The following is a 14735-nucleotide window of genomic DNA, read 5'->3' as shown; positions in this document are numbered from 1 at the left end:
CAGTGTACTGCACGGGACCCGCTTGTGCTAACGGGAATGGGCGCAGGCCGCCCCTTTCAGTGATCCCATTCACGGTTCTGCACAATGGTGGTGCGACCGTCTTGTCTACAAGTATGAAACTGCGCATGCTATGTGGAACCGGTTCCATATTCAGTTTCATGCCTTCTCATCCCGCCGTCAACGGGCCCGGATGAACAGGACCCATTTGGTAAAAAGGATACAGCTAGATGTCAAAAAACTATGCGGCCCTGGCCGGCCAGGTCATCACTGCACTCGGCGGAACCGGCAACATCAGTGCCGTGACCCATTGCATGACGCGCCTGCGCTTCGTGCTGCAAGACCCCGCCCTGCTCGACGGTCCGGCCCTGAAAGCCATCTCCGGGGTGCTCGGGGTGGTGCAAAGCGACAACCAGTGCCAGGTGATCATCGGCAACATGGTCTCTCACGCCTATAAGGAGGTGCTCGCCCTGCTGCCCGCCGGTGAGCACGCCCCCGCCGTCGAGGCCAAGCCCGGCTTCAGCCTCCGTCGCCTCGGGGCCGGCATCCTGGATGCCCTCATCGGCACCATGTCGCCGCTCATCCCGGCCATCATCGGCGGCTCCATGGTCAAGCTGCTGGCCATGGTGCTCAGCATGAGCGGCGTCGTGGAGACCACGGCCCCCAGCTACATCATCCTCAATGCCATCGGTGACGGCGCCTTCTTCTTCCTGCCGCTGATGGTGGCGGCCTCGGCGGCCATCAAGTTCAAGACCAACATGTCGCTCGCCATCGCCATCGCCGGCGTGCTGGTGCACCCGAGCTTCATCGACCTGATGGCCAGGGCCGCCCAGGGTGAGCAGGTCAGCTTCGCCCTCATTCCGGTCACGGCGGTGAAATACACCTACACGGTGATCCCGGCCCTGGTGATGACCTGGTGCCTCTCCTACATCGAGCGCTGGGTGGACAGGATCACCCCGGCGGTGACCAAGAACTTCTTGAAACCCATGCTGATCGTGCTCATCGCCGCGCCGCTCGCCATCGTGCTCATCGGCCCCATCGGCATCTGGATCGGCACCGCCATCTCCGGCCTGGTCTACACGGTCCACGACTACCTCGGCTGGCTGTCGGTGGCCATCATGGGGGCCCTGTGGCCGCTGCTGGTGATGACCGGCATGCATCGCGTCTTCACCCCCACCATCATCCAGACCATCGCCGAGACCGGCAAAGAGGGCATGGTGATGCCGTCCGAGATCGGCGCCAACCTCTCCCTCGGTGGCTCTTCCCTCGCCGTGGCCTGGAAGACCAAGAACCCCGAGCTGCGTCAGACCGCGATGGCGGCGGCCGCCTCCGCCATCATGGCGGGGATCTCCGAGCCCGCCCTCTACGGGGTGGCCCTGCGCCTGAAGCGGCCGCTCATCGCCAGCCTCATCAGCGGCTTCATCTGCGGCGCCGTCGCCGGCATGGCGGGGCTTGCCAGCCACTCCATGGCGGCTCCCGGCCTCTTCACCAGCGTGCAGTTCTTCGATCCGGCCAACCCCATGAGCATCGCCTGGGTGTTCGGCGTCATGGCGCTCTCCGTGGTGCTCTCCTTCATCCTGACCCTGGTGATGGGCTTTGAAGACATCCCGGTCGAGGCCCCCAAGGAGGCCGACGCACCCCAGCCGGCTGCGACTGCCCAGGCCAAGGTTGGCCAGAGCCAAACCACCGCCAGCGCCTAACCCACTCATATCAGACATGACAAGAGGTAACAGATGTCGATAACCCGATTCCCCGAAGACTTCCTCTGGGGCGGCGCCCTGGCCGCCAACCAGGCGGAGGGGGGCTACTGCGAGGGCGGCAAGGGGCTGACCACGGTGGACATGATCCCCCACGGCCCGAACCGCATGGCGGTCAAGCTCGGTCAGGAGAAGCGTTTCTCCCTGCGAAGCGACGAGTATTACCCGAGTCACGATGCCATCGACTTCTATCACCGCTACAAGGAAGACATCGCCCTGATGGCCGAGATGGGCTTCACCGTGTTTCGCACCTCCATCGCCTGGAGCCGGATCTACCCCAGGGGAGATGAGCACGAGCCCAATGCCGAGGGCATCGCCTTCTATCGCGCCGTGTTCGAGGAGTGCAAGAAATACGGTATCGAGCCCCTGGTCACCCTGTGCCACTTCGACGTGCCCATGCACCTGGTGACGGAATACGGCTCCTGGCGCAGCCGCCAGATGGTGGAATTCTTCACCCGCTACGCCCGCACCTGCTTCGAGCAATTCGATGGTCTGGTGAAGTACTGGCTCACCTTCAACGAGATCAACATCATGCTGCACAGCCCCTTCTCCGGCGCCGGGCTGGTGTTTGAGGAAGGGGAAGACAAGGAGCAGGTGAAGTATCAGGCAGCCCATCACGAGCTCGTCGCCAGCGCTCTGGCGACCCGGATTGCCCACGAGGTAAACCCTCGCAACCAGGTGGGGTGCATGCTGGCGGGGGGCAACTTCTACCCCTACTCCTGCAAGCCGGAAGATGTGTGGATGGCGCTCCAAAAAGAACGGGAGAACCTGCTGTTCATCGACGTGCAGGCCAGGGGCGCCTACCCGAGCTATGCCGCCAGCCTGTTTCGGGACAAGGGCATCCAGATCGTCAAGGCGCCGGAGGATGACGACATTCTGAAAAATACCGTCGATTTCGTCTCCTTCAGCTATTACGCCTCCCGCTGCGCCTCCGCCGACATGAACGCCGGCAACACCAGCGCGGCCAACGTGGTCAAGTCCCTGAAAAACCCCCATCTCCAGGTCAGCGAATGGGGCTGGGGCATCGATCCCCTCGGCCTTCGCATCACCATGAACACCCTCTATGACCGCTACCAGAAGCCGCTGTTTCTGGTGGAGAACGGTCTGGGCGCCGTGGACGAGGTGAATGAGGCGGGCGAGATTGAGGATGACTATCGCATCAGCTATCTGCGCGAGCACATCCGCGCCATGGGGGACGCCATCGGTGACGGCATACCGCTGCTGGGCTACACCAGCTGGGGCTGCATCGATCTCGTCGCCGCCTCCACCGGCGAGATGAGCAAGCGCTACGGCTTCGTGTATGTGGACAGGGACGATGCGGGCAAGGGAACCCTTGAGCGCAGACGCAAGAAGTCGTTCTGGTGGTACAAAAAGGTCATCGCCAGCAACGGCGAGGATCTGGCGTAACCAGATAGCTATAACAGGGATAAAAAATGGGGGCCTCGGCCCCCATTTTCGTGTCGGCTCGCAAGCCGTGAGAAAACGTTTAACTGCCTTCGTTAAAAATTTCCAGGTTACTGGTGCCTTCCTGCCACTCGCGCACGGCCTTGTTGTCGTCGCTGCGCATGGCATTGAGGTGATCCAGATAGCCTTGATCCACGTCGGAGGTGACGTAGTGGCCGTTGAACACCGAGGTCTCGAAGTGGCGCAGCTCGGGGTTGATCTCCCGCACCGCCTCTTCCAGATCTTCCAGATCCTGGAAGATGAGGCCGTCTGCACCGATGATCTTGCATACCTCTTCCACTTCCCGGCCATGGGCGATCAGCTCGTTGGCGGTGGGCATGTCGATGCCGTAGACGTTGGGGAAGCGAATTTCCGGCGCGGCGGAGGCGAAGTAGACCTTGGCAGCACCGGCTTCCCGCGCCATCTGGATGATCTGCTCGGAGGTGGTGCCACGGACGATGGAGTCATCCACCAGCAATACCTTCTTGCCCTTGAACTCGGAGCCGATGGCGTTGAGCTTGCGGCGCACCGACTTCTTGCGCTGGGTCTGGCCCGGCATGATGAAGGTACGGCCGATGTAGCGGTTCTTCACGAAGCCCTGACGGTAAGGCAGGTCCAGGGTGTGGGCGATCTCCAGCGCCACGTCGCAGGAGGTCTCGGGGATGGGGATGACCACGTCGATGTCGAGATCTTCCCACTCGCGGGCGATCTTCTTGCCGAGCTTGCGACCCATGTTGAGGCGGGCGGCGTAGACCGAGACCTTGTCAATGCACGAATCGGGACGGGCGAAGTAGACGTACTCGAAGATGCAGGAGCTCATCTGCGGGTTGTCGGCGCACTGCTCGGAAAAGAGCTGGCCCTGCTCGGTGATGTAGATGGCCTCACCCGGGGCGACGTCACGCACGGTCTCGAAGCCGATGGCATCCAGTGCCACACTCTCCGAGGCGAGCATATATTCAATCTGTCCCTGCTCGTCGGTGCGACGACCCAGGATCAGCGGGCGGATGCCGTTGGGATCACGGAAACCGATGAGGCCATGGCCAATCACCAGGGAGACCACAGCGTAGGCACCGCGGATCTGCTGATGCACCTTGCGCACCGCAGAGAAGATGTCTGCCGGCGCCAGCGCCATCTTGTCGCACAAGTCCAGCTCGTGGGCCAGCACGTTCAGCAGCACTTCCGAATCGGACGTGGTGTTGATGTGGCGGCGAGCCACCTTGAACTGCTGCTCCTTGAGCGCCTTGGCGTTGGTGAGGTTGCCGTTGTGGGCCAGCACCATGCCGTAGGGAGAGTTCACATAAAAGGGTTGGGCTTCTGCGGCACTGGAGCTGCCTGCGGTGGGATAACGGACATGTCCTATGCCGATATTCCCTTTCAGACGCTGCATGTGGCGCACTTCAAACACATCCTTCACCAGGCCGTTGGCCTTGCGTTGCCGGAAGTTTCCACTGTCTATGGTCACGATCCCGGCGGCGTCCTGTCCCCTGTGCTGCAACACCGTCAAGGCGTCGTAGAGGGCCTGATTGACGGGGGTGGTGCCAACTATACCGACAATACCACACATGTCTTTGCTACCTCGAAGTCACTGTACCGGTTGAATGAAACTCGATGAGCTCTGTATGAACCCAAAAAACCACTGGATCACCGGTTTGAACTCGGGAACCAGCTTGGATGCCGCCCACCAGTCGCTCTGGGAGAGACTGGTGAAGGTATCCATGAAAAACAGCAGGGCACTGACGATCAGTACCCCACGAATGGCGCCAAAACAGATGCCGAGCACCCGATCCGTGCCGGACAGGCCCGTCTTGTCCACCAGGAGCCCCACCACATAGTTCACCACGCTGCCGAGGATCAGGGTCGCCACGAACAGGGCGGCGATGGCCAGGCCATTGCGCACGAGAGCGTCGGAGAAGGAGGTGAAATAGACGGCGAGATCGGAATAGAAATGGCTGGCGATGAAGAAGGCGACGAACCAGGTGACAAGGGACATGGCCTCCTTGACGAAGCCGCGCACCAGGCTGATGAGGGCGGAAAAACCGATGATGCCGATGATGGCGTAATCAATCCAGACCATAGAAACGGGTGTCCTGCGAAATTGCGGCGCAGTCTAACAAAAACGATTGCGCAATGCTTGATAAAATTGTGTTAAAGCTTCACTACAGCGTCGATAGAGCCCTGTTTTGCGGCACTAAAAAACGATTGAGCCGCGCCCAAATGCACAACGCCATGGCACTGCCATGGCGTTGTCATTACGGCGTTCGGCTTAGCCGATATGGGTCAGACCACCCATGTAGGACTGCAACGCCTTGGGAATGGCGATGCGGCCGTCGGCCTGCTGATAGTTCTCCATCACCGCCACCAGGGTGCGACCCACCGCGAGGCCGGAGCCGTTCAGGGTATGCAGCAACTGGGGCTTGCCGTCGATGCGTACCCGGCCCTGCATGCGGCGAGCCTGGAAATCGGTACAGTTGGAGACGGAGGAGATCTCGCGGTAGGTATCCTGTGCCGGCAGCCAGACTTCCAGATCGTAGGTCTTGGCGGCGCAGAAGCCCATGTCACCGGTGGCCAGCGCCATCACGCGATACGGCAGCTCCAGCAGTTGCAGCACCTTCTCGGCGTGACCCACCATCTCTTCCAGGGCATCCCAGGATTTTTCCGGGTGCACCAGCTGTACCATCTCGACCTTGTCGAACTGGTGCATGCGGATGAGGCCACGGGTGTCACGGCCGTAGGAGCCCGCTTCGGAGCGGAAGCAGGGGCTGTGGGCAGTCATCTTGATGGGCAGGTCCTGCTCGTCGAAGATCTCGTCGCGGGCCATGTTGGTCAGCGGCACTTCGGAGGTCGGGATCAGGGAGAACTTGCGCACGTGGCCCTCTTCGTCCCCTTCCCCGTTGATGCCGGTGTTGAACAAGTCTTCGGAGAACTTCGGCAGCTGGCCGGTGCCGTACAGGCTGTCCGGGTTCACCAGGTAGGGAACATAGCACTCGGTATAACCGTGCTGCTGGGTGTGCAGGTCCAGCATGAACTGCGCCAGGGCGCGGTGCAGGCGGGCAATCTGACCCTTCATCACCACGAAACGGGCACCGGAGAGCTTGACCCCGTTCTTGAAGTCCACGCCCTTGGCCGCTTCACCGAGATCGATGTGATCGCGCACCGGGAAATCGAAGGCGCGCGGGGTGCCCCAGCGGCGCACTTCCACGTTGTCGTTCTCGTCACGGCCCACCGGGGTGGTATCGCTCGGCAGGTTCGGGATGGCGTCGGAGATGGCCTTGAGGTCGCGCAGCAGCGCCTCGAGTTCAACCTTGCTGGTCTCAAGCTCTTCGTTAATCAGGGTGACTTGTGCCTTGAGCGGGGCCACATCTTCACCACGACGAGCTGCCTCACCGATGGACTTGGAGCGGGCGTTGCGCTCGGCCTGCAGCTCCTGGGTGCGGGACTGCAGATCCTTGCGTTTCTCTTCCAGAGCATTGACAGCCGCTACGTCCAGGACGTAGCCACGTGTCGCCAGACGAGCGGCAGCTTCGGCGATATCGCTGCGCAGATATTTGGGATCCAGCATGGTTTACCTACTTTTTTAATGAGATCTGAGCCCGGGGCATGGCCCTGGCGAGAAAACAGATCAGGAAGTTAATATCGATTGGCGTACCCCAGTCGTCTTTAAGAAGAAAGTTGGATCTTTCCAGCCTTCAAAATCAAGAAGATGGCACCGAGCCAAGACAACGGGGTCAGTGGGGCAGTGTAGCAGACCGCCCCCCCGCCCGAACAGGGCGTTATGGGGTCGTTTTTCGCAAGTTTTACGACAGGGGCGGCACTTCGCACCGCCCATCGGCGCATTGCACTGCCCTGCCTCATTGAAACGACTTATTTATCCCGTTTTTTCGGGCTTTGACTGTCCAGTTCACGCAGATAATCGAGCTTTTGCCCTATCTGCTTCTCCAGACCCCGATCGGTGGGTTGGTAGTAGTGCTTGCCGGCGAGCTCCGGCGGGAAGTAGCTCTCGCCGGCGGCATAGGCGCCGGGCTCGTCGTGGGCGTAGCGGTACTCGGCGCCGTAGCCGAGTTCGCTCATCAGCTTGGTGGGGGCGTTGCGAAGGTGGGGCGGCACCTCGAAGTCCGGCAGGTTTCTGGCGTCATTGAGCGCCGCCTTCCAGGCAACATAGACCGCGTTGCTCTTGGGGGCGCAGGCGAGGTAGACGATGGCCTGGGCGATGGCCCGCTCCCCTTCCGCCGGGCCGATGCGATGGAAGCAATCCCAGGCTGACAGGGCTACCTGCATGGCACGGGGATCGGCATTGCCCACGTCCTCCGAGGCGATGGCCAGCAGTCGGCGAGCGATATAGAGGGGATCGCAACCGGCACTCACCATGCGGGCATACCAGTAGAGGGCCGCATCCGGCGCCGAGCCGCGAATGGATTTGTGCACCGCCGAGATGAGGTCGTAGAAGTGATCGCCCCCCTTGTCGAAACGGGCCACGTGCTCCCCCACCACGGCGGCAAGCAGGCTGCTGTCGATAACCCGCTCCCCCGCTCCGTTCGCCTCGGCCATGTCGGCCAGGAGCTCCAGGTAGTTGAGGGACTTGCGCCCGTCCCCGTCCACGGCTTTGGCCAACGCCTCCTTCACCCCGGGGGCGAAGTGCAGGCCGGGATCACTCAGGCCGCGGGGATCGGTCAGCGCCTGATCGATCATGGCGAGGATGTCCGCCTCTTCCAGCCTTTTCAGCAGATAGACCCGGGCCCGGGAGAGCAGCGCGTTGTTGAGTTCGAACGAGGGGTTTTCGGTGGTGGCACCGATGAAGGTGATGGTGCCGTCTTCGATGTGGGGCAGGAACACATCCTGCTGGCTCTTGTTGAAGCGGTGCACCTCGTCCACGAACAGGATGGTGCGCACCCCGCGCCAGCTGTTCTCCTTGGCCTTGTCGATGGCCGCGCGGATCTCCTTGATGCCGGAGGTGACCGCCGAGAGTCGCTCCACCTCGGCCTGGCAGTAGTGCGCCATCAGTTCTGCGAGGGTGGTCTTGCCGGTGCCGGGGGGCCCCCAGAGGATCATGGAGTGGCAGTGGCCCGCCAGTATGGCCTTTCGCAGGGGCTTGTCGGGCCCCAGGATATGCTGCTGGCCGATGTATTGATCCAGGTTCTGCGGCCGCATGCGGGCCGCCAGCGGGCGAAAGTCCGACGAAAAATCCAGGGATAAATTGCTCATCAGGGTTACTCGTCCAATGGGGAGCAGGCCGCGCCCGATGAAACACCGGGCGGCGGCCTGCTCCCGCTCATCAGCGTTGGTCGTCCAGCGCCACGCCCTTCGGTGCCTTGAACACGAACTCATTGCCCTTGAGCGCCGGCTTGCGATTGAAACTGCTCAGGGTGAATTCGCTCCACTGCCCCTGGGCCTCTTTCACATCGAAGCGGTTGATGTTGTTCTGTCTGTCGAAGGTGATGCGAAAGGAGGCTATCAGCTCGTCCTTGTTGCGGCTGGTGACGGTGTAGACGTCCCCCTGCTGGGTCACTTCATAGTTCTTCCAGAGCGTGTCGTCGTTGCCGGCGATCAGCACGAAGGGGGTGTTGAGCACGGCGTCTTTCAACTTGAGGGCGGTGACCTGCTCGACGAAGGGATCGTAGATCCAGACATCCTTGCCGTCGGCCACGATCAGGCTCTCGTCCGGGGTGGTGGTGTGCCAGTTGAAACGATTGGGGCGTTGCACCAGCAGGTCGCCACCGGCGCGCTGCAGCTCCTTGCCCTTGCTGTCATAGACCACCTGGGAGAACTTGGCGGAGAAGAGGCTGACACCCGCCAGCTTCTGTTTGAGATCGCTGGCGGCATCCGCCCAGACCTGGCTGCTGGCCAGCAGCAGTACAGAACCCATCAACAATGCTTTTTTCATCACGATTCCCATGTCAGAGGGCCAGATAAAGGCCATGTCCGCAGACATGGCCAGGATGATATGAAGAGTCAGTCGCGTACCGGGGGCGGTGCCAGCACGTCCCGTTGGCCGTTGCCGCCGGGGGAGCTGACGATGCCCTGATTCTCCATCTGTTCGATGAGGCGGGCCGCCCGGTTGTAGCCAATCTTGAACTTGCGCTGCACGCTGGAGGTGGAGCCGCGGCGGGATTCCACCACGAAGGCCACCGCCTCGTCGAACAGGGGATCGAGCTCCTCGTCGCCACCACCGCCGTAGTCGCCACCGCTCCCCTCGCCGTCCGATTCACCGGAGAGGATCTCGTCGATGTAATCCGGCTCGCCGCGCAGTTTCCAGTCCGCCACCACCTTGTGGACCTCGTGGTCATCGACGAAGGCGCCGTGCACCCGGGTCGGGTTGGAGGTGCCGGCCGGCATGTAGAGCATGTCACCCATGCCGAGCAGGGATTCCGCACCGCCCTGATCCAGGATGGTACGCGAATCGATCTTGCTCGACACCTGGAAGGAGATCCGGGTCGGGATGTTGGCCTTGATGAGGCCGGTGATCACGTCCACCGACGGACGCTGGGTCGCGAGGATGAGGTGAATACCGGCGGCCCGCGCCTTCTGGGCGATACGGGCGATGAGCTCTTCCACCTTCTTGCCGACGATCATCATCATGTCGGCGAACTCGTCCACCACCACCACGATGTGGGGCAGCTTCACCAGCTCGGGCGGCATCTGATCCATGGAGTCGCCCGGACGCCACAGGGGATCCAGCAGGGGTTCTCCTTCGGCGGCGGCCGCCAGCACCTTGTCGTTGTAGCCCTTGAGGTTGCGCACCCCGACCGCCGACATCAGCTTGTAGCGACGCTCCATCTCGCCGACGCACCAGCGCAGGGCGTTGGCGGCATCCTTCATGTCGGTGACCACCTCGGTCAGCAGATGAGGGATCCCCTCATAGACCGACAGCTCCAGCATCTTGGGGTCGATCATGATGAAGCGCAGATCTTCCGGGGAGGACTTGTAGAGCATGGAGATGATCATGGTGTTCACCCCCACCGACTTGCCCGAGCCCGTGGTACCGGCCACCAGCAGGTGCGGCATCTTGGCGAGGTTCACCACCACGGGTTCACCGGCGATGTCCTGACCCAGACCCATGGTGAGCGGGTTGTGGCTGCCGGTGAAGGCTTCGCAGTCCAGGGTCTCGCGCAGGTAGACGGTCTGGCGCACCCGGTTGGGCAACTCGATGCCGACGAAGGTCTTGCCCGGGATGACTTCCACTACCCGCACGCTGCTGGCAGACAAAGAGCGGGCCAGGTCTCGCGACAGGTTGGTGATCTTGCTCGCCTTCATGCCCGGCGCCAGGTCCAGCTCGAAGCGGGTGATGACGGGGCCCGGGTAGACGCCGACCACCTTGGCCTGCACGTTGTAATCGGCGAGCTTGGCTTCCACCAGGCGGCCCATGCGATCCAGCTCGTCCTTGCTCATCATTTGGGTCTTGGCAGGGGGACGGTCCAGCAGCTCCAGGCTCGGCAAGGGTGCCATGTTGGGCTGCGGGCGACGCTTGGCCTTGGGCGCGGGGGCGGCGGCAACAGGCGCCGCGGGTTCGTCATCTCCATCCGCCCAGGGCAGATCGAGATCATCTTCCTCTTCGTTGGCCAGCTGCGGCTGGGCACGGGCCGGACGCTTGGCCTTGGCCGCGGGGGCTGGCGCGTCATCATCGTCGTCAAATTGCGGATCGAACTGGAAGGTATCCTCGTCCAGCTCCGGCAGGTATTCGTCAGATCTTGTCTTTTGCACCTTGCCGACCGCCTTGGGGCGACGGGTCCAGCTGCTGTGGGGCTCATCCTCGTCATCGAGATTGACGCCACTCGGGCCCCCTTCCAGCAAGGGATCCGGCCCCTCCATGCGCGGCTGGCGCCAGCCACCGGTCAGCCAGCGACCCAGGGTGGTGGGGAAATGGTAGATGGCGCTGACGCTGCCGGTGCAGCTCGCACCGATGCGCTCGACAATGGTAAGCCAGGACCAGCCGGTAAACAGGGTGATGCCGGTAGCCACGAAGCAGAGCAACATCAGGTTGGCACCAACGCCACCAAACAGCGGCACCACGGCGGAGGCGATCACGTCCCCCACCAGGCCGCCGGCGGAGAAGTTTTGCAGATCGTTGAAGTTCATGCTGGCGATGGCCGACATGCCAAGCACCGTCAATACGAAGCCGATGATGCGTACCGACAGGGTGAGATAGTCCACTTCCAGCAGTTTGCTCGGGCGCCAGAAGAGGCTCCAGCCGAGCAAGACGACCAGAGGGGGAACCAGATAGGAGAAGGCACCGAAGGTGAACATGGTGATATCGGCAAGCCAGGCACCGGCACTGCCCGCCAGGTTCTTCACATCCCCCTGCCAGGAGGTTTGGGACCAGCCGGGATCGGCGGGGTGATAGGACAACAAGGCGAGTAAGAGATAGGCAGCCATCAGGGTGATGGCGATCAAGACGGCCTCGAAGATCCGTTGGGTACCTGATAAAGGAGTAAACAGCTTTTTGTCGGCCAAACTCCGGCTCCTTTCTGAAAACGAGTAATGCGGGGATAGGTGGCCTAGTATCCCTGAAAAGCCCACCGATTGTCAGCCTGTGCCTGTGGGCGGCCATGGTTATCACCAGGTGATAAGAAGAAACGAGCGGACCAGCCGCTCGTTTCTGACTATCGTGACTCGTCGTTGAACAAGCAAGTCACAGCACAACCCACCTTAGCGGGTGCTGATCACCAGACGACTACTCTGTTTGACCTCTTCCATCACCACGTAGGTGCGGGTGTCGTTGACCCCGGGCAGGCGCAGCAGCGTCTCCCCAAGCAGACGGCGGTAAGCCGACATGTCGCTAACACGGGTCTTGAGCAGATAGTCAAAATCGCCGGAGACCAGGTGGCACTCCTGGATCTCTTCGAGTACCTGAACAGCCTTGTTGAACTGTTCAAACACGTCGGGAGCACCACGATTGAGGGTAATTTCCACGAATACCAGCAGGGACGCGTCAAGATAATGAGGGTTCAGAATGGCGGCATATCCTTCGATATAACCTTGTCGCTCGAGGCGACGAACCCGTTCAAGACACGGTGTAGGACTCAGGCCAACTCGCTTGGACAACTCAACATTCGAAATCCTGCCGTCCTTTTGCAGTTCGTTCAGAATGTTGCGGTCAATCCTGTCCAAATCCTTCAGCCGACTCTTAGCTTCCATCATTTAATTCCATCCTTTGGCTATTTTTTGGTAAGAATCACCAGTCATTTTATAATAATGGTCACAAATCCTGTCAATACCTGAATATACTAGGCGCAAATGTTGCTTAACACATTGGCAACATAAACCACCAATCGATAGACGAGGGATAGCATGATTATCGGTGTACCTAAGGAAATAAAAAACCATGAATATCGCGTAGGCATGGTTCCAGCCAGTGTACGTGAACTAACAGCACGAAACCATACTGTTTTCGTGCAAAGCGGGGCAGGAAGTGGCATTGGCTTCACTGACGCAGATTATCTGGCTGCTGGCGCCGAAATTTTGGCCTCTGCTGCCGATGTTTTCGCCAAGGCGGAGATGATCGTCAAAGTGAAGGAGCCCCAGGCGGTCGAGCGTGCCATGTTGCGCCCGGGCCAGACCCTGTTCACCTACCTGCATCTGGCGCCAGACCTGGCCCAGACCCGGGAACTGGTCGACAGCGGCGCGGTCTGCATCGCCTACGAAACCGTCACCGATACCCGTGGCGGCCTGCCCCTGCTGGCCCCCATGTCGGAGGTGGCCGGACGCATGTCTATTCAAGCCGGCGCCCAGGCGCTGGAGAAATCCCGTGGCGGTAGCGGTGTGCTGCTCGGTGGCGTGCCCGGCGTGGAACCGGCCAAGGTGGTGATCATCGGTGGCGGGGTCGTGGGCTCCAACGCGGCCCGCATGGCCATCGGCCTGCGCGCAGACGTCACCATCCTTGATAACAACATCGACACCCTGCGCCGTCTCGACAGCGAGTTCCAGGGCGCAGCCAAGGTGGTTTACTCCAATCGCGAGACCCTGGAGCGCCACATCCTGGCAGCGGATCTGGTCATCGGCGGTGTACTGGTACCCGGTGCCACTGCGCCAAAACTTGTCAGCCGTGACCATATTGCGCGCATGAAGCCGGGTTCGGCCATCGTCGATGTGGCCATCGATCAGGGTGGCTGCGTGGAAACCTCTCACGCCACCACCCACCAGGATCCCACCTTTATCGTGGATGAGGTGGTGCACTATTGTGTGGCCAACATGCCGGGTGCCGTGGCCCGCACCTCCACCGTGGCCCTCAACAACGCCACCCTGCCCTTCATCATCCGGCTGGCGGATCAGGGTTATCGCAAGGCGCTGCTCGGCGATCCCCACCTGCTGCACGGCCTGAACGTGATGGCGGGCAAGATCACCTGCCGGGAAGTGGCCGAGGCGCATAACCTGGCCTACACCGATCCCCTGACCCTGTTGAACTGATCGCCCGCCGAGTCGATGAGTGAAAATCCGCCCGCGATGGGCGGTTTTTTTATGGCTCTTTTCCTGCCCCCTCCCCCCTTTCAAGGCGATTGCCACAATCGATGCACCGCCCTTTGACCCCGGATCACGAATTACCTACAATCGCGCAAACTCATCACGTCTCGGAAATCACATCATGAGCCAAGTCACTCACAGCAAACTGCTGATCCTGGGGTCCGGCCCGGCAGGCTACACCGCCGCCGTCTACGCCGCCCGCGCCAACCTCAATCCCCTGCTGGTCACCGGCATGCAGCAAGGTGGTCAGCTGACCACCACCACGGAAGTGGAAAACTGGCCAGGTGACGCGGAAGGGCTGACCGGCCCGGCCCTGATGGAGCGCATGCAGGCCCATGCCGAAAAATTCGATACCCGCATCCTGTTCGACCACATCAATGAGGTCGAACTGACCCAGCGCCCGTTCCGCCTCAAGGGCGACAACGGTGAATACAGCTGCGATGCGCTCATCATCGCTACCGGTGCCTCCGCCAAATACCTGGGTCTGCCCTCGGAAGAGGCGTTCAAGGGTCGCGGCGTCTCCGCCTGCGCCACCTGTGATGGTTTCTTCTATCGCAATCAGGAAGTGGCCGTGGTCGGCGGCGGCAACACCGCCGTGGAAGAGGCCCTCTATCTGGCCAACATCGCCAAGAAGGTGCACCTCATCCATCGCCGCGACGAGTTCCGCGCCGAGAAGATCCTGATCAAGCGCCTGCACGACAAGGTAGCGAGCGGCAACATCGTGTTGCACACCCACCAGACCCTGGACGAGGTGCTGGGCGATGAAATGGGCGTCACCGGTGTACGCCTGCGCAGCACCCGCGATGACAGCACCACCGAGCTGCCGCTGATGGGGGTCTTCATCGCCATCGGCCACCAGCCCAATACCCAGATCTTCGCCGGCCAGCTGGCGATGGAGAATGGCTACCTCAAGGTACGTGGCGGTCTCGAGGGATTTGCCACCCAGACCAGCATCGAGGGAGTCTTCGCCGCCGGTGACGTGGCCGATCACGTCTACCGTCAGGCCATCACCTCCGCCGGCACGGGCTGCATGGCGGCCCTGGATGCTGAGCGATATCTGGACGCGCAATAAGCGCAAGGATATAA

The 14735-nt window shown here is 61.4% G+C and carries 11 protein-coding genes; 4 read left to right on the top strand and 7 right to left on the bottom strand.

Translation table 11 applies throughout. The features are described from left to right. The first annotated feature begins 227 nt into the window (after positions 1-227). Both ascF and ABNP46_RS08945 read left to right on the top strand, forming a co-directional pair. Complete coding sequence (gene ascF, locus ABNP46_RS08950; RefSeq protein ID WP_349922041.1) at positions 228-1697, top strand: PTS cellobiose/arbutin/salicin transporter subunit IIBC; 1470 nt, start codon at positions 228-230, stop codon at positions 1695-1697. Positions 1698-1730: 33 nt separating this feature from the next. Further along, entirely contained in the window at positions 1731-3161 is a 1431-nt protein-coding gene (locus tag ABNP46_RS08945) for a 6-phospho-beta-glucosidase (protein WP_349922040.1), read from the top strand. Between the two features lie 79 nt (positions 3162-3240). Here ABNP46_RS08945 and purF read toward each other — a convergent pair whose 3' ends face one another. From purF to lrp, 7 genes are all read right to left on the bottom strand, one after another. After that, positions 3241-4761, bottom strand: a complete 1521-nt coding sequence (gene purF / locus ABNP46_RS08940; protein ID WP_349922039.1) for an amidophosphoribosyltransferase — start codon at positions 4759-4761, stop codon at positions 3241-3243. 18 nt (positions 4762-4779) lie between these two features. After that, positions 4780-5271: a CvpA family protein gene (locus ABNP46_RS08935; RefSeq protein ID WP_349922038.1), complete on the bottom strand. Its 492-nt coding sequence runs from the start codon at positions 5269-5271 to the stop codon at positions 4780-4782. 189 nt (positions 5272-5460) lie between these two features. Beyond that, positions 5461-6756 carry a serine--tRNA ligase gene (gene serS, locus ABNP46_RS08930; RefSeq protein WP_349922037.1) on the bottom strand — a complete coding sequence of 432 codons (1296 nt, stop codon included), beginning with the start codon at positions 6754-6756 and terminating at the stop codon, positions 5461-5463. A 302-nt stretch (positions 6757-7058) separates the two neighbouring features. Further along, positions 7059-8396: a replication-associated recombination protein A gene (locus ABNP46_RS08925; RefSeq protein ID WP_349922036.1), complete on the bottom strand. Its 1338-nt coding sequence runs from the start codon at positions 8394-8396 to the stop codon at positions 7059-7061. Positions 8397-8466: 70 nt separating this feature from the next. Further along, positions 8467-9075 (bottom strand): outer membrane lipoprotein chaperone LolA, encoded by a 609-nt coding sequence (gene lolA / locus ABNP46_RS08920; RefSeq protein WP_349922035.1) that lies wholly within the window; start codon positions 9073-9075, stop codon positions 8467-8469. Between the two features lie 68 nt (positions 9076-9143). After that, on the bottom strand, positions 9144-11642 hold the full coding sequence (locus ABNP46_RS08915) for a DNA translocase FtsK (RefSeq protein ID WP_349922034.1): 2499 nt from the start codon (positions 11640-11642) through the stop codon (positions 9144-9146). Positions 11643-11837: 195 nt separating this feature from the next. Beyond that, complete coding sequence (gene lrp / locus ABNP46_RS08910; protein WP_005300047.1) at positions 11838-12329, bottom strand: leucine-responsive transcriptional regulator Lrp; 492 nt, start codon at positions 12327-12329, stop codon at positions 11838-11840. A gap of 150 nt (positions 12330-12479) precedes the next feature. Here lrp and ald point away from each other — a divergent pair, with 150 nt between their 5' ends. Then, a complete protein-coding gene (ald, locus tag ABNP46_RS08905) occupies positions 12480-13595 on the top strand; it encodes an alanine dehydrogenase (protein ID WP_349922033.1) in 1116 nt (371 codons plus the stop codon). 175 nt (positions 13596-13770) lie between these two features. Beyond that, complete coding sequence (gene trxB, locus ABNP46_RS08900; RefSeq protein WP_349922032.1) at positions 13771-14721, top strand: thioredoxin-disulfide reductase; 951 nt, start codon at positions 13771-13773, stop codon at positions 14719-14721. Positions 14722-14735: the final 14 nt, after the last annotated feature.

It is taken from the genome of Aeromonas veronii, from assembly GCF_040215105.1.
GTDB lineage: Bacteria > Pseudomonadota > Gammaproteobacteria > Enterobacterales > Aeromonadaceae > Aeromonas > Aeromonas veronii_G.
Note: the sequence above shows the minus strand (reverse complement) of the source record. Positions and strands in the feature narration are given on the sequence as shown.